Genomic DNA, 19790 nt, shown 5'->3' on the forward strand with positions numbered 1-19790 from the left:
CGATGGCTTTGAGGGCGGCGCGATCCATGTGGGAGCCGGCTTGCCGGCGATAGGGATTGTGAGGTGACGCGTAGGGCTCAGGCCTTGCCGCTCACTACCATCTTGCGCGCATGGGCCAGCGACTCCTTGGTGAGGTCGATACCGCCAAGCATCCGCGCCACTTCCTCGACCCGCTCGCGCTTGCCCAGGCTGGCCACGGCGGTATGCGTGGTGTCGCTGTTGCGCACCTTGTGCACGAACAGGTGGTGATGCCCCTGGGCTGCGACCTGTGGCAGGTGGGTCACGGTCAGCACCTGGCCGCGCTCGCCGAGGCGGCGAAGCAATTGGCCGACGATCTCGGCGGTCGGGCCGCCGATGCCAACGTCGACTTCGTCGAATACCAGGGTTGGAATGCGTGAGGTCTGTGCGGTGATCACCTGGATCGCCAGGCTGATGCGTGACAGTTCGCCGCCCGAGGCCACTTTGGCCAGGCCCTTGAGTGGCTGGCCCGGGTTGGCACTGACCAGCAGTTCGATCTGCTCCAGGCCATGGGGTGAGAGGTCCGTGCTTTCGAAGGGGGTGAGTTCGATGCAGAAGCGTCCGCCGGGCATGCCCAGGCGTTGGATTTCCTGCTCCACGGCGGTGGCCAGCTGTTTGGCCGCCTGCCGGCGCAGGGTGCTGAGCTCGATGGCCTTCTCTTTATAATGCTGTGCGAAGGCCGCGAGCTCCTCGCCCAGCCGCTCGATCGATTCGTCGCTGGCGTTCAGCCCTTCCAGCTCTTCCATCAGGCGCTGTTGCAGGTGCGGCAGTTCAGTGGGATGCACGCGGTGCTTGCGGGCGAGGGTGTAGATGGTGTCCAGGCGCTCTTCAAGGCTCTGCAGGCGCATCGGGTCGGCGTCGAAGTTATCGAGGAAGCGGTTGAGTTCGCCAACGGCCTCCTCCACCTGGATCTGCGCGCTGGCAATCAGGTTGACCGCCTCGCCCAGTGCCTTGGGTGCATTGCCTACCGCGCCGAGGCGGTTGAGGCTCATGGTCAGGGCGCTCAGCACGTTGCCTGAATCGCTTTCGCTGCACTGTTCGATGACCTGGCGGCAAATGCCGAAGAGTGCCTCGGCGTTGGTCAGGTTCTTGTGCTCCTGCTCAAGCTGCTCCAGTTCGTTTTCGCCCAGTCCGAGGTTGTCGAGTTCCTCCAGCTGGTAGCTGAGCAACTGGTGGCGCGCCCGCTGCTCGTCGCCGGAGTTGCTCAGGCGCTCCAGCTCCTGGCGCGTCTGGTTCCAGCGCTTGGCGGCCAGCTGCACCTGGCGGGCCAGATCGGTGGCGCCGGCGTACTCGTCCACCAGGCGGCGGTGGGTGTCGGTTTTCAGCAGTGACTGGTGTTCGTGCTGGCTGTGGATATCGATCAGCAGCTCGCCCAGGGCCTTGAGGTCGCCCAGCGGACAAGGGGTGCCATTGATGTAGCCGCGGCTACGGCCCTCGGCGGTGATCACCCGGCGCAGGATGCAGGGGCCGTCGCTTTCCAGGTCGCGCTCGGCGAGCCAGGCGTGCGCCTCGGGGATGTCGACCAGGTCAAACGTGGCGAGGATGTCGGCTTTGTCGGTGCCCGGGCGCACCACGCCGCTGTCGGCGCGGTCGCCCAGGGCCAGGCCGAGGGCATCAAGCATGATCGACTTGCCGGCCCCGGTTTCGCCGGTGATGACGGACATGCCGCGGGCGATCTCGAGGTCGAGGTGTTCGACGATGGCGTAGTTGTGAATGGACAGGTGCACCAGCATGGGGCGGCTCCCGAAGGGTCTTGTCTGGATATTTATACAGTGCTTTTCGCGAGTCTGCCAATAGCCGGTCGACGAATGTGGAAAAGCACCTTCCCCCTTGAACCTGGTTTTTCCGACCCCATATAGCCGGCAAGACATGGCGAGCTTGGCTCGCACGACAGAAATCGTGGAGGAGAAACCCAATGGCTGACGAACAGCTGGATGAGAAGAACCTGAATTCCGAAGAAGCAGGCGCCGCGAATGCCGATGCCCGTGTCCTGGAGCTCGAGGAGCAGCTGGCCGCCGCCAAGGACCAGTCCCTGCGCGCCGCTGCCGACCTGCAGAACATCCGCCGCCGTGCCGAGCAGGATGTCGAGAAGGCCCACAAGTTCGCCCTGGAGAAGTTCGCCGGCGACCTGCTGCCGATCATCGACAGCCTGGAGCGTGGTCTGGAGCTGTCCAGCGCCGACGACGAGACCATCAAGCCGATGCGCGAAGGCATCGAGCTGACCCTGAAGATGTTCCAGGACACCCTCAAGCGCTACAACCTCGAGACCATCGAGCCGCACGGCCAGCCATTCAACGCCGAGCACCACCAGGCGATGGCCATGCAGGAAAGTGCTGATGTCGAGCCGAACAGCGTGCTGAACGTGTTCCAGAAGGGCTACCTGCTCAATGGCCGCCTGCTGCGCCCCGCCATGGTGGTGGTCAGCAAGGCGCCGAGCGCCCCGCAGCCTTCGATCAACGAAAAGGCTTGAAATCTTTTCCGGCACCCCCATCTAGGTGTCAAGCCTTCAAGTATTAGCGCAGTTGGCCAAAGCAGTCGCTGCTACCAAATTCAAGTTTCGGGAGAATCAACATGGGTAAAATCATCGGTATCGACCTGGGGACCACCAACTCCTGCGTCTCCGTGCTGGAAAACGGCACTGCCAAGGTCATCGAGAACGCCGAAGGCGCGCGCACCACGCCTTCGATCATTGCCTACGCCAACGACGGCGAGATCCTGGTTGGCCAGTCGGCCAAGCGCCAGGCGGTCACCAACCCGCACAACACCCTGTTCGCGGTGAAGCGTCTGATCGGCCGCCGCTTCGAAGAAGATGTCGTACAGAAAGACATCAAGCTGGTGCCTTACAAGATCGTCAAGGCCAACAATGGTGACGCCTGGGTCGAGGCTGCCGACAAGCAGATGGCTCCGCCGCAGATCAGCGCCGAAGTCCTGAAGAAAATGAAGAAGACCGCCGAAGACTACCTCGGCGAGCCGGTCACCGAAGCGGTCATCACCGTGCCGGCCTACTTCAACGACAGCCAGCGCCAGGCGACCAAGGACGCCGGCCGCATCGCTGGCCTGGACGTAAAACGCATCATCAACGAGCCGACCGCCGCCGCGCTGGCCTACGGCATGGACAAGGGCAAGGGCGACCATACCGTCATCGTCTATGACCTGGGTGGTGGTACCTTCGACGTATCGGTCATCGAAATCGCCGAAGTCGACGGTGAGCACCAGTTCGAAGTGCTGGCCACCAACGGTGACACCTTCCTGGGTGGCGAAGACTTCGACATGCGCCTGATCGACTACCTCGTCGACGAGTTCAAGAAAGAGTCCGGCATGGACCTGAAGAACGATCCCCTGGCCCTGCAGCGCCTGAAAGAAGCCGCTGAAAAGGCCAAGATCGAGCTGTCCTCGGCTCAGTCGACCGACGTCAACCTGCCGTACATCACTGCAGATGCAACTGGTCCGAAGCACCTGAACGTGAAGATCTCCCGCGCCAAGCTGGAGTCGCTGGTCGAAGACCTGGTCAACCGTACCATCGAGCCATGCCGCATCGCCCTGAAGGACGCCGGCATTGATGCCAGCAAGATCGACGACGTGATCCTGGTCGGTGGCCAGACCCGTATGCCGATGGTGCAGAAAGCCGTTGCCGACTTCTTTGGTAAAGAAGCACGCAAGGACGTCAACCCGGACGAAGCCGTTGCCATGGGTGCCGCCATCCAGGGTGCCGTTCTGGCCGGTGACGTGAAGGACGTGCTGCTGCTGGACGTCAGCCCGCTGACCCTGGGTATCGAAACCATGGGTGGCGTGATGACCGCGCTGATCGAGAAGAACACCACCATCCCGACCAAGAAGTCGCAGGTGTTCTCGACCGCCGACGACAACCAGGGCGCCGTGACCATCCACGTGCTGCAGGGCGAGCGCAAGCAAGCTTCGCAGAACAAGTCGCTGGGCAAGTTCGACCTGGCTGACATCCCGCCGGCTCCACGCGGCGTGCCGCAGATCGAAGTGACCTTCGACATCGACGCCAACGGCATCCTGCACGTCGGTGCGAAGGACAAGGCTACCGGCAAGGCGCAGTCGATCGTGATCAAGGCCAACTCCGGTCTGTCCGACGAAGAAATCGAGAAAATGGTGCGTGACGCCGAGGCCAACGCCGAGGAAGACCGCAAGTTCGAAGAGCTGGCCGCCGCCCGTAACCAGGGTGATGCGCTGGTCCACTCGACCCGCAAGATGGTCACTGAAGCGGGTGACAAGGTCACCGCCGAAGAGAAGACTGCCATCGAGGCCGCCGTGGTTGCCCTGGAGGCCGCCGTCAAGGGCGACGACAAGGCTGCCATCGACGCCAAGGTCGAGGAGCTGTCCAAGGTTTCGGCCCCTGTTGCCCAGAAGATGTACGCCGAGCAACAGGCCGAGCAACCGCAGGGCGGCGCCCAGCAGGCCGAACCGGAAGCCAAGCACGACGACGTGGTTGACGCCGAGTTCGAAGAAGTAAAAGACAACAACAAGCAGTAAGTCCTGCATGTTGTCGCCCAGTTCACCGTCGTTTGCCGGTGAGCTGGTAGGATGTCGCCGCGCGGGGGCTTGCTCCCGCGTTGGCGTGTCTGGAACACGAGAATTATTTACAGCATCTGTCTGGGCGCATTCGCGTATGGCGGCAGGTGCTGACGGCATGGCGCACCGATGCGCAGAGGTATGCCGAACGCCCCCAAGAGTGCAAATGACCTATGGCAAAGCGTGATTTTTATGAAGTCCTGGGTGTCGAGCGTGGCGCCAGTGAAGGTGATCTGAAGAAGGCCTACCGCCGTCTGGCGATGAAGTACCACCCTGACCGCAACCCGGGTGATAAAGAGTCGGAAGACCTGTTCAAGGAAGCCAACGAGGCCTACGAAGTGCTGTCGGATGCCAGCAAGCGTGCGGCGTACGACCAGTACGGCCACGCCGGCGTCGACCCGAGCATGGGTGGCGGCGGTGCTGGTTTCGGTGGTGCCAACTTCTCCGATATCTTCGGTGATGTCTTCAGTGATTTCTTCGGCGGTGGCCGTGGTGGTGGTCGTGGCGGCGCCCAGCGTGGCAGTGACCTGCGCTACACCCTCGAGCTCAATCTCGAGGAGGCGGTGCGCGGTACCACGGTCAATATCCGCGTCCCTACGCTGGTCAACTGCAAGCCGTGCGACGGCTCCGGCGCCAAGAAGGGCTCGACCCCGTCGACCTGCCCGACCTGTGGCGGTATCGGTCAGGTGCGCATGCAGCAGGGCTTCTTCGCGGTGCAGCAGACCTGCCCGCGCTGCCATGGCCAGGGCAAGATCATCACCGACCCTTGCGGCTCGTGCCACGGCGAAGGTCGTGTCGAGGAATACAAGACCCTGTCGGTCAAGGTGCCGGCTGGCGTCGATACCGGCGATCGCATCCGCCTGTCCGGCGAAGGCGAGGCGGGTGCCCATGGCGGTCCGACCGGTGACCTGTATGTGGTCGTCAATGTGCGCGAGCACCCGATCTTCCAGCGCGACGGCAAGCACCTCTACTGCGAAGTACCGATCAGCTATACCGACGCCGCCCTGGGTGGCGAGCTGGAAGTGCCGACCCTCGATGGTCGCGTGAAGCTGAAAATTCCCGAAGGCACCCAGACCGGCAAGCAGTTCCGCTTGCGTGGCAAGGGTGTGGCGCCGGTGCGCGGTGGTGCGGCAGGCGACCTGCTGTGCCGCGTGGCGGTGGAAACGCCGGTCAACCTCAGCCGTCGCCAGCGCGAACTGCTCGAAGAGCTGCGTGACTCGCTCGAGGGCGACAGCTCCCATTCGCCCAAGGCCAGTGGCTGGTTCGAGGGTATGAAGCGCTTCTTCGGCGATCTCTGAGAAGGAACAGGCTATGCGACGTATTGCGGTAATGGGCGCGGCGGGGCGGATGGGCAAGACCCTCGTCGAGGCCGTGCAGCAGCAGGCGCCCCTGACGGGCCTGACGGCGGCGATCGATCGCCCGGACAGCTCGCTGGTCGGGGCTGATGCCGGTGAGCTGGCGGCCCTGGGGCGTATCGGCGTGCCGATCTGTGATGACCTGGCCAAGGTTGCCGACGAGTTCGATGTGCTGATCGACTTCACGCATCCTTCGGTGACCCTGAAGAACCTGGCGTTCTGTCGCAAGGCGGGCAAGGCCATGGTTATCGGCACCACCGGTTTCACGCCGGAAGAGAAAGAGCTGCTGGCAGAGGCGGGCAAGGAGATCCCGATCGTCTTCGCCGCGAACTTCAGCGTGGGTGTGAACCTCAGTCTCAAGCTGTTGGACATGGCGGCCCGGGTGCTGGGCGATGATGTGGATATCGAGATCATCGAGGCCCATCACCGGCACAAGGTCGACGCGCCGTCGGGGACCGCGCTGCGCATGGGTGAAGTGGTTGCCAATGCGTTGGGGCGCGACCTGCAGGAAGTGGCGGTTTATGGTCGTGAAGGCCAGACCGGTGCTCGTGATCGCAAGACCATCGGTTTCGCCACCGTGCGTGCCGGTGATGTGGTCGGTGATCACACCGTGCTGTTCGCCGCCGAAGGCGAGCGCCTGGAGATCACCCACAAGGCCTCCAGCCGCATGACGTTCGCCAAGGGCGCCGTGCGCGCTGCGCTGTGGCTGGAAGGGCGTGAGCCTGGCCTGTACGACATGCAGGACGTGCTCGAGCTGCGTTGATGCCGCGGGGCTGCCTGGCAGCCCCTTGTCGCATCCATGTGTTTTAGAGACACATCTACGGTAGACCGAAAACGCACTTTTCTGTAAGCTACAGCTTTAGTGTGTCCACTAAAAGCGCGCAGCGAATTGAATTCAGCACTTAAAAGCGGGGTGACGTGTCCATACGTCACTCCGCTTTTTTGCAACCTGCGATCGCCCTTTCATGCTTGATTTACGGGAGGTCTTCTTGACAAAGCCAGCCATACTCGCCCTTGCCGACGGCAGTATTTTTCGCGGTGAAGCCATTGGTGCCGACGGTCAGACCGTTGGCGAGGTGGTATTCAACACCGCTATGACCGGCTACCAGGAAATCCTTACAGACCCTTCCTACTCGCAGCAAATCGTCACCCTGACCTACCCGCACATCGGCAATACCGGCACTACCCCGGAAGACGCCGAATCCAACCGCGTCTGGTCCGCTGGCCTGGTCATCCGCGACCTGCCGCTGCTGGCCAGCAACTGGCGCAATACCCAGTCGCTGCCTGAGTACCTCAAGGCCAACAACGTTGTCGCCATCGCCGGCATCGATACCCGCCGCCTGACCCGTATCCTGCGTGAAAAGGGCGCCCAGAACGGCTGCATCCTCGCCGGTGACAACATCACCGAAGAGCAGGCCATCGCCGCTGCCCGTGCCTTCCCGGGCCTGAAGGGCATGGACCTGGCCAAGGTCGTTTCCACCAAGGAGCGCTACGAGTGGCGTTCCAGCGTGTGGGAGCTGAAGACCGACAGCCACCCGACCATCGATGCTGCCGACCTGCCGTACCACGTGGTTGCCTTCGACTACGGCGTCAAGCTGAACATCCTGCGCATGCTGGTCGCACGTGGTTGCCGCGTCACCGTGGTGCCTGCCCAGACCCCGGCCAGCGAAGTGCTCGCGCTCAACCCCGATGGTGTGTTCCTGTCCAACGGCCCTGGTGATCCGGAGCCATGCGACTACGCCATCCAGGCGATCAAGGAAATCCTCGAGACCGAGATTCCGGTCTTCGGTATCTGCCTCGGCCACCAGCTGCTGGCCCTGGCCTCCGGCGCCAAGACCGTGAAGATGGGCCACGGCCACCACGGTGCCAACCACCCGGTCCAGGACCTGGATACCGGTGTGGTCATGATCACCAGCCAGAACCACGGCTTTGCCGTCGACGAAGCCACCCTGCCAGGCAATGTTCGCGCCATCCACAAGTCGCTGTTCGACGGCACCCTGCAGGGTATCGAGCGCACCGACAAATGCGCGTTCAGCTTCCAGGGCCACCCTGAAGCGAGCCCGGGCCCGACCGACGTCGCGCCACTGTTCGATCGTTTCACCGATGCCATGGCCAAGCGCCGCTGAGCATCCTGCTTCAAGGCCCCGGGCCGGCTTGTGCCGTGCCCGGAAGCGCCTGACCCAGATTGTTCAAAGCGGCTTGCCGACTGACCCCGGATTTGAGTGACCACCATGCCAAAACGTACAGACATCAAAAGCATCCTGATTCTCGGCGCTGGCCCGATCGTGATCGGCCAGGCCTGTGAGTTCGACTATTCCGGCGCCCAGGCCTGCAAGGCCCTGCGCGAGGAAGGTTTCCGCGTCATCCTGGTGAACTCCAACCCAGCCACCATCATGACCGACCCGGCCATGGCCGACGCCACCTACATCGAGCCGATCAAATGGCAATCGGTGGCCAAGATCATCGAGAAAGAGCGTCCGGACGCCGTCCTGCCGACCATGGGCGGCCAGACTGCGCTGAACTGCGCCCTGGACCTGGAGCGCCATGGCGTTCTGGAAAAATTCGGCGTGGAAATGATCGGTGCCAACGCCGACACCATCGACAAGGCCGAAGACCGCTCGCGCTTCGACAAGGCCATGAAGGACATCGGACTTGAGTGCCCGCGCTCGGGTATCGCCCACAGCATGGAAGAGGCCAATGCGGTCCTCGAGAAGCTCGGCTTCCCATGCATCATCCGCCCGTCCTTCACCATGGGCGGCACCGGTGGCGGTATTGCCTACAACCGTGAAGAGTTCGAAGAAATCTGCACCCGTGGTCTGGACCTGTCGCCGACCAAGGAACTGCTGATCGACGAATCGCTGATCGGCTGGAAGGAATACGAGATGGAGGTGGTCCGCGACAAGAAGGACAACTGCATCATCGTCTGCTCGATCGAGAACTTCGATCCGATGGGCGTGCACACCGGTGACTCGATCACCGTGGCTCCGGCACAGACCCTGACCGACAAGGAATACCAGATCATGCGCAACGCCTCGCTGGCGGTGCTGCGTGAAATCGGTGTCGAGACCGGCGGTTCCAACGTGCAGTTCGGCATCTGCCCGAACACCGGCCGCATGGTTGTGATCGAGATGAACCCGCGTGTTTCGCGTTCGTCCGCCCTGGCCTCCAAGGCCACCGGCTTCCCGATCGCCAAGATCGCCGCCAAGCTGGCCATCGGCTACACCCTCGACGAACTGCAGAACGACATCACCGGTGGCCGTACCCCGGCGTCCTTCGAGCCGTCGATCGACTACGTCGTTACCAAGCTGCCACGCTTCGCCTTCGAGAAATTCCCCAAGGCCGACGCCCGCCTGACCACCCAGATGAAGTCTGTCGGTGAAGTCATGGCCATCGGCCGTACCTTCCAGGAATCCCTGCAGAAAGCCCTGCGTGGCCTGGAAGTCGGCGCCTGCGGCCTCGACCCGAAAGTCGACCTGGCCGGCCCGGAAGCCGCCAGCATCCTCAAGCGCGAACTGACCGTGCCGGGTGCTGAGCGTATCTGGTACGTGGCCGACGCCATGCGTTCGGGCATGACCATCGAGGAAATCTTCCAGCTGACCGGCATCGACCTGTGGTTCCTGGTGCAGATGGAAGACCTGATCAAGGAAGAAGAGAAGGTCAAGACCCTGGCCCTGTCGGCAATCGACAAGGACTACATGCTGCGCCTCAAGCGCAAGGGCTTCTCGGACCAGCGCCTGGCCAAGCTGCTCGGCATCACCGACAAGAACCTGCGCCGTCACCGCCACAAGCTGGAAGTGTTCCCGGTGTACAAGCGCGTCGACACCTGCGCCGCCGAATTCGCCACCGACACCGCCTACCTGTACTCGACCTACGAGGAAGAGTGCGAGGCTAACCCGTCGACCCGCGACAAGATCATGATCCTGGGCGGTGGCCCGAACCGTATCGGCCAAGGCATCGAGTTCGACTACTGCTGCGTGCACGCCGCGCTGGCACTGCGTGAAGACGGTTACGAGACCATCATGGTCAACTGCAACCCGGAAACCGTCTCCACCGACTACGACACCTCCGACCGCCTGTACTTCGAGCCGCTGACCCTGGAAGACGTGCTGGAAGTCTGCCGCGTCGAGAAGCCGAAGGGCGTCATCGTCCACTACGGCGGCCAGACCCCGCTGAAACTGGCCCGTGCCCTGGAAGAAGCCGGCGTGCCAATCATCGGCACCAGTCCGGACGCCATCGACCGCGCCGAAGACCGCGAGCGTTTCCAGCAGATGGTTCAGCGCCTGAACCTGCTGCAGCCGCCAAACGCCACCGTGCGCAGCGAAGACGAAGCCATCAAGGCGGCCGGCACTATCGGCTACCCGCTGGTGGTGCGCCCGTCCTACGTACTGGGCGGCCGTGCGATGGAGATCGTCTACGAACTGGACGAACTCAAGCGCTACCTGCGTGAAGCGGTGCAAGTGTCCAACGACAGCCCGGTGCTGCTCGACCACTTCCTCAACTGCGCCATCGAGATGGACGTGGATGCGGTCTGCGACGGCACCGACGTGGTGATCGGCGCGATCATGCAGCACATCGAGCAGGCTGGCGTTCACTCCGGTGACTCGGCGTGCTCGCTGCCACCTTACTCACTGAGCAAGGAAGTGCAGGATGAAGTCCGTGTACAGGTCAAGAAAATGGCCCTGGAACTGGGCGTGGTCGGCCTGATGAACGTGCAGCTGGCCTTGCAGGGCGACAAGATCTACGTGATCGAGGTCAACCCGCGCGCCTCGCGCACCGTGCCGTTCGTGTCCAAGTGCATCGGCACCTCGCTGGCGATGATCGCCGCGCGCGTCATGGCTGGCAAAACCCTGAAAGAACTGGGCTTCACCCAGGAAATCATCCCGAACTTCTACAGCGTCAAGGAAGCCGTCTTCCCGTTCGCCAAGTTCCCGGGGGTTGACCCGATCCTCGGCCCTGAGATGAAATCCACTGGTGAAGTCATGGGTGTCGGCGACAGCTTCGGTGAAGCCTTCGCCAAGGCCCAGATGGGCGCCAGCGAAGTGCTGCCGACCGGCGGTACCGCGTTCATCAGCGTGCGTGACGACGACAAGCCACAAGTGGCTGGGGTTGCTCGCGACCTGATCGCCCTGGGCTTCGAAGTGGTTGCAACTGCAGGCACCGCCAAGGTTATCGAAGCGGCCGGCCTGAAAGTACGCCGTGTGAACAAGGTGACTGAGGGTCGCCCGCACGTGGTCGACATGATCAAGAACGACGAAGTGTCGCTGATCATCAACACCACCGAAGGCCGCCAGTCGATTGCCGACTCCTACTCGATTCGTCGCAATGCGCTGCAGCACAAGATTTACTGCACCACCACCATTGCGGCCGGTGAAGCCATCTGCGAGGCGCTGAAATTCGGTCCGGAAAAGACCGTTCGTCGCCTGCAGGATCTGCATGCAGGACTCAAAGCATGAGCATTACCAAGTATCCGATGACCGTCCAGGGCGCTCGCGCCCTGGAAGAAGAGCATCTGTTCCTGAGCAAGACCGAGCGTCCGCGCCTGAGCCAGGCAATCGGCGAAGCTCGCGAGCTGGGCGACCTCAAGGAAAACGCCGAATACCATGCCGCCCGTGAGGAGCAGGGCATGGTCGAGGCGCGTATCCGCGATATCGAAGGCCGCCTGCAGAACTCGGTGGTGATCGACGTCACCACCATCGCCCACACCGGCAAGGTGATTTTCGGCACCACCGTGGTGCTGGCGAACACCGAGACCGATGAAGAGGTGACCTACCAGATCGTCGGCGAGGACGAGGCCGACGTGAAGCAGGGCAAGCTCTCCAGCGGTGCGCCGATCGCCCGTGCCATCATCGGCAAGGAAGAAGGTGATACTGTCGTCGTCAAGACGCCAAGTGGCACGGTCGAGTACGAGATTGTCGAAGTCAAGCACATCTGACCGGCGCCTGCGGGCGCCATCCCTCGAGGGGATCCTCTGGCAGCTGGCCCAGGTTTTCTGGGTCGGTGGCTTGTGGGTGTTCCACGTGGGGTTGGTGCCGGCGCTCAAGGTCAGTGGCCTTGCGCCATTGCTGGTGCAGGATATTGCCGTGCAGATCGACCGTTGGTTGATCGGCGTGGCGCTGCTCGGGCTGTTGACCCAGCTGGCGGTATTGGCGAGGGTGGATGGCCTGGCGGCCTGGTGGCGGCAGTTCCGTGGGCAGATGCTGCTGCTTGGCTTTGCTGCCTGTCTCAGCTACTACACCCTGCGCTACGGGATCTCCGTGGGTGAGCGCTGGCAGATGTTCTGCTTTTTGGTGCTGGGCTTCTCCGGCATCGTGCTGGTGGCCCAGCCGGTTCCGGTCAGGGCGCGCTAGGCGCGCCACTGATCGGCGCCACCGTTACTTGTAACGGTGGATGTTGGACAGCTGCTTGTTCGGCTGTGGGTTCTTGCGGTAGATCAGCGCCTTCTTGCCGATGGTCTGCACCAGCTCGGCGCGGCCGACCTTGCACAGTTCGGCGATCGCAGCGGCGCGCTCTTCACGGTCTTCCGAACGGATTTCGACCTTGATCAGCTCGTGATCGGCCAGGGCGCGCTCCAGTTCGGCGGCGACGCCTTCGTTCACACCGTTGCCAGCAACGATCAGGACCGGCTTCAGGTCATGACCAATGGACTTGTATTGCTTCTTCTGCTCGTTATTGAGCGGCATAATCTGACCCTTTTCGTCTGATTCTGTAAAATTGACGGGCATTTTACCCGAGGGCCCCTGGCTCCGCCCAGTCAAACACGACGCATATCATCGAGGTGCCCCGTGGTACAACGTTCCAAAAGCAGCGCCAACTGGCTGCGAGAGCATTTCAACGATCCTTTTGTGAAACAGGCGCAGAAGGATGGCTACCGCTCGCGTGCGAGCTACAAACTGCTGGAGATCCAGGAGAAAGATCGCCTGATCCGCCCCGGCATGAGCGTGATCGACCTCGGCGCAGCGCCAGGTGGCTGGTCGCAGGTGACCAGTCGTCTGATTGGCGGCCAAGGGCGGTTGATCGCCTCGGACATCCTGGAAATGGACTCGATCCCGGACGTTACCTTCATCCAGGGCGACTTTACCCAGGACGAAGTGCTGCAGCAGATCCTGCAGGCGGTCGGTGATTCGCACGTAGACCTTGTGATTTCCGATATGGCCCCCAATATGAGTGGTACGCCCGCGGTGGACATGCCGCGCGCCATGTTCCTCTGCGAACTGGCCCTGGATCTGGCGACCCGCGTGCTCAAGCCCGGCGGGGATTTCCTGATCAAGATCTTCCAGGGCGAGGGTTTCGACATGTACCTGAAGGACGTGCGCAGCAAGTTCGACAAGGTGCAGATGCGCAAGCCGTCGTCCTCGCGGGATCGTTCCCGCGAACAGTACCTGTTGGGCAAGGGTTTCAAGGGAGCGTGAAAGGCGTGCTGCGGGGTTGCCGATAGTTATTTCCAATCGGCGGCTCCGTCTGGATCGTCCGAACTTCGTGTAGTCTAGCTTTCACAAAGGGTTACAGACGGTGCCTGCGGATGCGTGGGTAATGTAGTAAGTTAGGGCGATGAATATCATGCGAGGCACGGCTGCGTCGTGCGCCGGCCTCAGAGGGTAGCGAATTGAACGACATGGCAAAGAATCTGATCCTCTGGTTGATCATCGCCGCCGTCCTGGTGACGGTGATGAACAACTTCTCGAGCCCTAACGAGCCGCAGACCCTCAACTATTCCGACTTCATCCAGCAGGTCAAGGATGGCAAGGTCGAGCGCGTGACCGTCGACGGCTACATCATTACCGGCAAGCGCACCGACGGCGACAACTTCAAGACCGTCCGCCCAGCCATCACGGATAACGGCCTGATCGGCGACCTGGTCGATAACCACGTCACCGTCGAAGGCAAGCAGCCTGAGCAGCAGAGCATCTGGACCCAGTTGCTGGTCGCCAGCTTCCCGATTCTGGTGATCATCGCCGTGTTCATGTTCTTCATGCGCCAGATGCAGGGCGGTGCCGGTGGTAAAGGCGGCCCGATGAGCTTCGGCAAGAGCAAGGCGCGCCTGCTGTCCGAAGACCAGGTCAAGACTACCCTGGCTGACGTTGCCGGTTGCGACGAGGCCAAGGAAGAAGTTGGCGAACTGGTCGAGTTCCTGCGTGACCCTGGCAAGTTCCAGCGCCTGGGTGGCCGCATCCCCCGCGGTGTGCTGATGGTCGGCCCGCCCGGTACCGGTAAGACCCTGCTGGCCAAGGCCATCGCCGGCGAAGCCAAGGTGCCGTTCTTCACCATTTCCGGTTCCGACTTCGTCGAGATGTTCGTCGGCGTGGGTGCCAGCCGCGTGCGCGACATGTTCGAACAGGCCAAGAAGCACGCACCATGCATCATCTTCATCGACGAGATCGACGCCGTCGGCCGCCACCGTGGCGCCGGCATGGGCGGCGGTCACGACGAGCGTGAGCAGACCCTGAACCAGTTGCTGGTCGAAATGGATGGCTTCGAGATGAACGATGGCATCATCGTCATCGCCGCCACCAACCGCCCTGACGTGCTCGACCCGGCGCTGCTGCGCCCGGGCCGCTTCGACCGCCAGGTGGTGGTCGGCCTGCCGGACATCCGTGGTCGTGAGCAGATCCTCAAAGTGCACATGCGCAAGGTGCCAATCGGCGAGAACGTCAACGCGGCGGTCATCGCCCGCGGTACCCCTGGCTTCTCCGGTGCCGACCTGGCCAACCTGGTCAACGAGGCGTCGCTGTTCGCTGCCCGTTCCAGCAAGCGCGTGGTCGAGATGAAGGAGTTCGAGCTGGCCAAGGACAAGATCATGATGGGCGCCGAGCGCAAGACCATGGTCATGTCCGAGAAAGAGAAGCAGAACACCGCTTACCACGAAGCTGGTCACGCCATCGTCGGCCGTGTCGTCCCCGAGCATGATCCGGTGTACAAGGTGTCGATCATTCCGCGTGGTCGTGCGCTGGGTGTGACTATGTTCCTGCCGGAAGAAGACCGTTACAGCCTGTCCAAGCGTGCGCTGATCAGCCAGATCTGCTCGCTTTACGGTGGTCGTATCGCTGAAGAGATGACCCTGGGCTTCGACGGTGTGACCACTGGCGCCTCCAACGACATCATGCGTGCGAGCCAGATTGCCCGGAACATGGTCACCAAGTGGGGCCTGTCCGAAAAACTCGGGCCGCTGATGTACGCCGAAGAAGAGGGCGAGGTGTTCCTCGGCCGCAGCGCGGGTAGCCAGCATGCCAGCGTTTCCGGCGAGACGGCGAAGATGATCGACTCCGAAGTGCGCAGCATCATCGACCAGTGCTATGCCACGGCCAAGCAGATTCTCACCGACAATCGCGACAAGCTCGACGCCATGGCCGAGGCATTGATGAAGTACGAAACCATCGATGCCGACCAGATCGACGACATCATGGCTGGCCGCACTCCGCGTGAGCCACGTGACTGGGACAACGATGCCGGGACCTCTGGCAAGCAGGCTTCCCAGGATGATCGTCCGGAGTCGCCGATCGGCGGTCCAGCGGCTCAACACTAAGGGCATCTATGAGCTCTAAGCAGTACCCGGCCCGGTTGCCTTGTGGCAACCGGGTTCTTGATTTGTCCCGTACCCATGTCATGGGTATTCTCAACGTCACCCCAGACTCGTTCTCCGATGGTGGGCGCTTCAATCAGCGCGACGAGGCCCTGCGTCATGCTGAAGCCATGGTTTCAGCGGGTGCTACGCTGATCGATGTCGGAGGCGAGTCCACCCGGCCTGGTGCGCGAGCGGTATCCCCGCTCGAGGAGTTGGAACGCGTCGCGCCGATCGTCGAAGCGATCAACAGCCGGCTCGACGTGGTCATCTCGGTCGATACCTCCACGCCTGCGGTCATGCGCGAATCCGCGCGCCTCGGCGCTGGCTTGATCAACGACGTGCGCGCCCTGGAGCGCGACGGTGCGCTGGATGCGGCGGCGGACACCGGCTTGCCGGTGTGTCTCATGCACATGCGCGGCGAGCCGGGCAACATGCAGGACAATCCGCAGTATGAAGATGTGACAGCCGATGTTACGCGCTATCTTGAACAGCGTATGGCCGCCTGCGCGGCGGCTGGCATCGGGGCTGAACGCATCCTCCTCGACCCGGGGTTCGGCTTTGCCAAGACCCTCGATCACAACCTCAGCCTTTTCAAACACATGGAAGCGCTCTATCGCCTCGGGAGGCCGCTTCTGGTGGGCGTCTCGCGCAAGAGCATGATCGGCCTTGCGCTGGGTCGCCCCGTTGGTGAGCGCCTGTACGGTAGCCTGGCGCTGGCGGCATTGGCCATGACCAAGGGTGCGAGCATCCTGCGGGTGCATGACGTGGCGGAAACCGTCGACGTGGTGCGCATGATCGCGGCCGTGCAGAACGCCGAATAAGAACATTGGAGTCACTATGAGCAGAAAATACTTTGGTACCGATGGTATCCGTGGTCGCGTTGGCCAATTCCCCATCACCCCGGACTTCATGCTGAAACTCGGCTGGGCGGCGGGCATGGCCTTCCGCAAGCAGGGAAATTGCCGAGTGCTGGTCGGCAAGGACACGCGTATCTCGGGTTACATGTTCGAGTCCGCGCTGGAGGCCGGCCTGTCTGCGGCCGGCGCCGATGTGATGCTGCTCGGGCCGATGCCCACGCCTGCCATCGCTTACCTGACGCGCACTTTCCATGCCGAAGCGGGTATCGTCATCAGTGCCTCGCACAATCCGCATGATGACAACGGCATCAAGTTTTTCTCCGGCGCCGGTACCAAGCTGCCGGATGAAGTCGAGCTGATGATCGAGGAACTGCTCGACCAGCCGATGACCGTTGTCGAGTCCAGCAAGCTGGGCAAGGTTTCGCGTATCAACGACGCGGCGGGGCGCTATATCGAGTTCTGCAAGAGCAGCGTGCCCAGTAGCACCAGCTTCGATGGCCTCAAGATCGTGGTGGACTGCGCGCACGGCGCCACCTACAAGGTCGCGCCGAGCGTGTTCCGTGAGCTCGGTGCCGAAGTCACGGTACTGCACGCAGCGCCAGATGGCCTGAACATCAACGAGGGCTGTGGTTCGACCCATATCGAGTCGCTGCAGGCCGCGGTGCTGGTCGGGCATGCGGACATCGGCATCGCCTTCGACGGCGACGGTGACCGTGTGCTGATGGTCGACCACACCGGCACTATCGTCGACGGCGACGAGTTGCTGTTCATCATTGGCCGCGACTTGCAGGAGCGCGGCAAGCTGCAAGGCGGCGTGGTCGGTACGTTGATGAGCAACCTGGGCCTGGAGTTGGCGTTCAAGGAGCTTGATATTCCGTTCGTGCGCGCCAAGGTGGGTGATCGCTACGTGATGGCCGAGCTGCTCGAGCGCGAATGGCTGCTGGGTGGCGAAAATTCCGGGCATGTCGTCTGCGGTAACCACACCACCACGGGAGACGCGATCATCGCCGCGCTGCAGGTGCTGATGGCGCTCAAGCGCCGAGGCGAGAACCTTGCCCAGGCACGCCAGGCGGTGCGCAAATGCCCTCAGGTGCTGATCAACGTGCGTTTCGCCGCGGGCAAGAGCGATCCCTTGGAAAACCCTTTGGTCAAGGAGGCCAGCGCCAAGGCGACCGAGGCCATGGCGGGTCGCGGCCGTGTGCTGCTGCGCAAGTCGGGTACCGAGCCGTTGGTGCGGGTGATGGTAGAGGGTGACGACGAAACCCAGGTGCGCGGCCATGCCGAAGCCCTGGCCAAACTCGTTGAAGAAGTTTGTGCCTGAAAGAGGCTTGCCAGCGCAGATCGGGTTGGGTAAGATCTGCGCCCACTTTGACCGACGAGGTAAAGCATGCGTCGCCCCATGGTAGCTGGTAACTGGAAGATGCACGGTACCCGCGCCAGCGTCGCTGAGCTGACTCAGGGGTTGGGCAAAATGCTCATTCCCGACGGTATCGAAGTCGCGGTGTTTCCACCGGCCCTGTTCATCAATGAAGTTGTTGATGGGCTGAAAGGCAAGGGGATCATCGTTGGAGCACAGAATTCTGCGGTACAGCCCGAGCAGGGCGCACTGACCGGTGAAGTTGCACCGAGTCAGTTGTCAGAAGTCGGTTGCAAGTTGGTGTTGATCGGCCATTCGGAGCGTCGCCAGATTATCGGCGAAAGTGACGAAGTGCTGAATCAAAAGTTTGCAGCCGCACAGAAAAGTGGTTTGACGCCAGTGCTCTGTGTAGGGGAAACTCTCGCCGAGCGTGAAGCAGGCAAGACGCTCGAAGTTGTAGGGCGTCAACTAAGCAGTGTAATCGACGCGTTCGGTATCACCGCTTTTGCCAATGCAGTAATTGCCTATGAGCCTGTGTGGGCCATTGGTACAGGTTTGACGGCCTCGCCCCAGCAAGCGCAGGATGTGCATGCAGCCATCCGCAAGCAGTTGGCGGAAAAGGACGCCGAAGTTGCCCGCAAGGTGCAGCTTCTCTACGGCGGCAGCGTGAAGGCGGCTAATGCGGCCGAACTGTTCGGCATGCCGGATATCGATGGGGGGCTCATTGGTGGAGCGTCCCTGAATGCAGACGAATTCGGTGCAATTTGTCGCGCCGCAGGAAACTGAAAAATGCTGGAAACAGTCGTAGTTGTTTTTCATCTGTTGGCAGCACTGTCACTGGTAGTCATGGTGTTGTTGCAGCAGGGTAAAGGTGCGGAAGCAGGTGCATCTTTCGGCGCAGGTGCTTCAAATACTGTGTTCGGAAGCCAAGGTTCCGCTACCTTTTTGAGTAAAGTTACTGCTATACTTGCCGCCACTTTCTTTTTGACTGCACTTGGGTTAGGATACTTCGCCAAGCAGCAGGCTCACCAGCTGACTCAAGCTGGTCTGCCAGATCCAGCAGTGCTGGAAGTCAAAGAGCAAAAGCCGGCAGTCAATGATGATGTACCGGTGCTCCAGCAGCAGAAGAGTGAAACCACCAACTCTGGTGATGTACCTCCTCCAGCCAAAGAGCAGCAGTAACGGGTTTCAAATGTAGTATTGCCGAGGTGGTGGAATTGGTAGACACGCAACCTTGAGGTGGTTGTGCCCATAGGGTGTAGGGGTTCGAGTCCCCTTCTCGGTACCAATTGAAGCATGAGAGCCCGCTTTAGCGGGCTTTCTTGCAGGTGGAGGTCGGATTGACCCAGCAAAGGGTTCAGTCTTATACTTTCGCCCCAGCTTTGTCGCGGGGTGGAGCAGCTTGGTAGCTCGTCGGGCTCATAACCCGAAGGTCGTTGGTTCAAATCCAGCCCCCGCAACCAGCTTCAGCAGAGCCCCTTTTCAGGGGCTTTTTGCTAGCCGAACAGTTTTAGGCGTCGTTGTCCAACGGCGCTTTCAGGGATGGGCGCTTCGCCCATTTTTTATTTGCACAGCATGCACGAGGGGGTTCAGGTGTCGAGCAAGCTAGAACAGTTGCAGGCCTTGTTGGCCCCGGTTGTCGAGGGCCTGGGCTACCAATGCTGGGGGATCGAATACGTCTCCCAAGGCAAGCATTCGGTACTGCGTATCTATATCGACAAGGAAGGCGGCATCCTGGTGGAAGACTGCGAAGCCGTCAGCCGTCAGGCCAGCGCCATCCTCGATGTGGAAGATCCGATCAGCTCTGAATATACCCTCGAGGTGTCCTCTCCAGGCATGGACCGCCCGCTGTTCACCTTAGAACAGTTTGCAGCGCATGCCGGCGAGCAGGTGAAGATCAAGCTGCGTACGCCCTTCGAGGGCCGTCGTAACTTCCAGGGCCTTCTCCGCGGTGTGGAGGAACAGGATGTGGTGGTGCAGGTAGACCAGCACGAGTTCCTGTTGCCGATCGACTCGATCGACAAGGCCAATATTATTCCCAGTTTTGACTGAGACGTGCCGGGCCCGGCGGATGTTCCGGGGCCAATGGCTTGCGCAAGGCGAGGCGT

Annotated in this window: 17 protein-coding genes and 2 tRNA genes; 17 read left to right on the top strand and 2 right to left on the bottom strand. The window is 61.7% G+C overall.

The features are described 5' to 3' along the window. Positions 1–77 precede the first annotated feature (77 nt). On the bottom strand, positions 78–1751 hold the full coding sequence (gene recN / locus AC3WL2_RS16460; protein WP_102683184.1) for a DNA repair protein RecN: 1674 nt from the start codon (positions 1749–1751) through the stop codon (positions 78–80). A 182-nt stretch (positions 1752–1933) separates the two neighbouring features. On the opposite strand from recN, the gene grpE reads away from it, so the two are divergent. The 8 genes from grpE (at position 1934) to AC3WL2_RS16500 (ending at position 12256) form a co-directional block, all read left to right on the top strand. Further along, the gene (grpE, locus tag AC3WL2_RS16465; protein WP_050706997.1) at positions 1934–2488 is read left to right on the top strand and encodes a nucleotide exchange factor GrpE; all 555 of its coding nucleotides are present in this window, start codon (positions 1934–1936) and stop codon (positions 2486–2488) included. Positions 2489–2589: 101 nt separating this feature from the next. Continuing rightward, positions 2590–4515 carry a molecular chaperone DnaK gene (dnaK, locus tag AC3WL2_RS16470; RefSeq protein WP_102683185.1) on the top strand — a complete coding sequence of 642 codons (1926 nt, stop codon included), beginning with the start codon at positions 2590–2592 and terminating at the stop codon, positions 4513–4515. 212 nt (positions 4516–4727) lie between these two features. Then, positions 4728–5852 (top strand): molecular chaperone DnaJ, encoded by a 1125-nt coding sequence (gene dnaJ / locus AC3WL2_RS16475; protein ID WP_102683186.1) that lies wholly within the window; start codon positions 4728–4730, stop codon positions 5850–5852. A 13-nt stretch (positions 5853–5865) separates the two neighbouring features. Next, positions 5866–6672 carry a 4-hydroxy-tetrahydrodipicolinate reductase gene (gene dapB / locus AC3WL2_RS16480; protein ID WP_102683187.1) on the top strand — a complete coding sequence of 269 codons (807 nt, stop codon included), beginning with the start codon at positions 5866–5868 and terminating at the stop codon, positions 6670–6672. A 226-nt stretch (positions 6673–6898) separates the two neighbouring features. Next, on the top strand, positions 6899–8035 hold the full coding sequence (gene carA / locus AC3WL2_RS16485) for a glutamine-hydrolyzing carbamoyl-phosphate synthase small subunit (protein ID WP_102683188.1): 1137 nt from the start codon (positions 6899–6901) through the stop codon (positions 8033–8035). A 105-nt stretch (positions 8036–8140) separates the two neighbouring features. Further along, positions 8141–11362 carry a carbamoyl-phosphate synthase large subunit gene (gene carB, locus AC3WL2_RS16490; RefSeq protein ID WP_102683189.1) on the top strand — a complete coding sequence of 1074 codons (3222 nt, stop codon included), beginning with the start codon at positions 8141–8143 and terminating at the stop codon, positions 11360–11362. Continuing rightward, complete coding sequence (greA, locus tag AC3WL2_RS16495) at positions 11359–11841, top strand: transcription elongation factor GreA (protein WP_011532131.1); 483 nt, start codon at positions 11359–11361, stop codon at positions 11839–11841. Before carB ends, greA begins: the two co-directional genes overlap by 4 nt. Then, a complete protein-coding gene (locus tag AC3WL2_RS16500) occupies positions 11819–12256 on the top strand; it encodes an MFS transporter (protein ID WP_102683190.1) in 438 nt (145 codons plus the stop codon). The genes greA and AC3WL2_RS16500 overlap by 23 nt, the downstream gene beginning before the upstream one ends. A gap of 24 nt (positions 12257–12280) precedes the next feature. On the opposite strand, the gene AC3WL2_RS16505 is transcribed toward AC3WL2_RS16500, so the two are convergent. Next, positions 12281–12589 (bottom strand): YhbY family RNA-binding protein, encoded by a 309-nt coding sequence (locus AC3WL2_RS16505; RefSeq protein WP_102683191.1) that lies wholly within the window; start codon positions 12587–12589, stop codon positions 12281–12283. Between the two features lie 102 nt (positions 12590–12691). Here AC3WL2_RS16505 and rlmE point away from each other — a divergent pair, with 102 nt between their 5' ends. The 9 genes from rlmE (at position 12692) to rimP (ending at position 19734) form a co-directional block, all read left to right on the top strand. Then, complete coding sequence (rlmE, locus tag AC3WL2_RS16510; RefSeq protein WP_011532133.1) at positions 12692–13318, top strand: 23S rRNA (uridine(2552)-2'-O)-methyltransferase RlmE; 627 nt, start codon at positions 12692–12694, stop codon at positions 13316–13318. 203 nt (positions 13319–13521) lie between these two features. After that, complete coding sequence (ftsH, locus tag AC3WL2_RS16515) at positions 13522–15429, top strand: ATP-dependent zinc metalloprotease FtsH (RefSeq protein WP_038706866.1); 1908 nt, start codon at positions 13522–13524, stop codon at positions 15427–15429. A gap of 8 nt (positions 15430–15437) precedes the next feature. Next, the gene (gene folP, locus AC3WL2_RS16520; RefSeq protein WP_102683192.1) at positions 15438–16289 is read left to right on the top strand and encodes a dihydropteroate synthase; all 852 of its coding nucleotides are present in this window, start codon (positions 15438–15440) and stop codon (positions 16287–16289) included. A gap of 16 nt (positions 16290–16305) precedes the next feature. Beyond that, entirely contained in the window at positions 16306–17646 is a 1341-nt protein-coding gene (gene glmM / locus AC3WL2_RS16525) for a phosphoglucosamine mutase (protein ID WP_102683193.1), read from the top strand. 66 nt (positions 17647–17712) lie between these two features. Beyond that, positions 17713–18468 carry a triose-phosphate isomerase gene (gene tpiA / locus AC3WL2_RS16530; RefSeq protein ID WP_102683194.1) on the top strand — a complete coding sequence of 252 codons (756 nt, stop codon included), beginning with the start codon at positions 17713–17715 and terminating at the stop codon, positions 18466–18468. A gap of 3 nt (positions 18469–18471) precedes the next feature. Beyond that, positions 18472–18864, top strand: coding sequence for a preprotein translocase subunit SecG (gene secG / locus AC3WL2_RS16535; protein ID WP_046854066.1), 393 nt, complete (start codon positions 18472–18474; stop codon positions 18862–18864). A 20-nt stretch (positions 18865–18884) separates the two neighbouring features. Continuing rightward, positions 18885–18970, top strand: a tRNA-Leu gene (locus AC3WL2_RS16540). A 98-nt stretch (positions 18971–19068) separates the two neighbouring features. Continuing rightward, positions 19069–19145, top strand: a tRNA-Met gene (locus AC3WL2_RS16545). Positions 19146–19275: 130 nt separating this feature from the next. Next, on the top strand, positions 19276–19734 hold the full coding sequence (rimP, locus tag AC3WL2_RS16550) for a ribosome maturation factor RimP (protein WP_038707604.1): 459 nt from the start codon (positions 19276–19278) through the stop codon (positions 19732–19734). The last annotated feature ends 56 nt before the right edge of the window (positions 19735–19790 follow it).

The sequence above is a fragment of the Pseudomonas sp. FW305-96 genome (assembly GCF_058783825.1).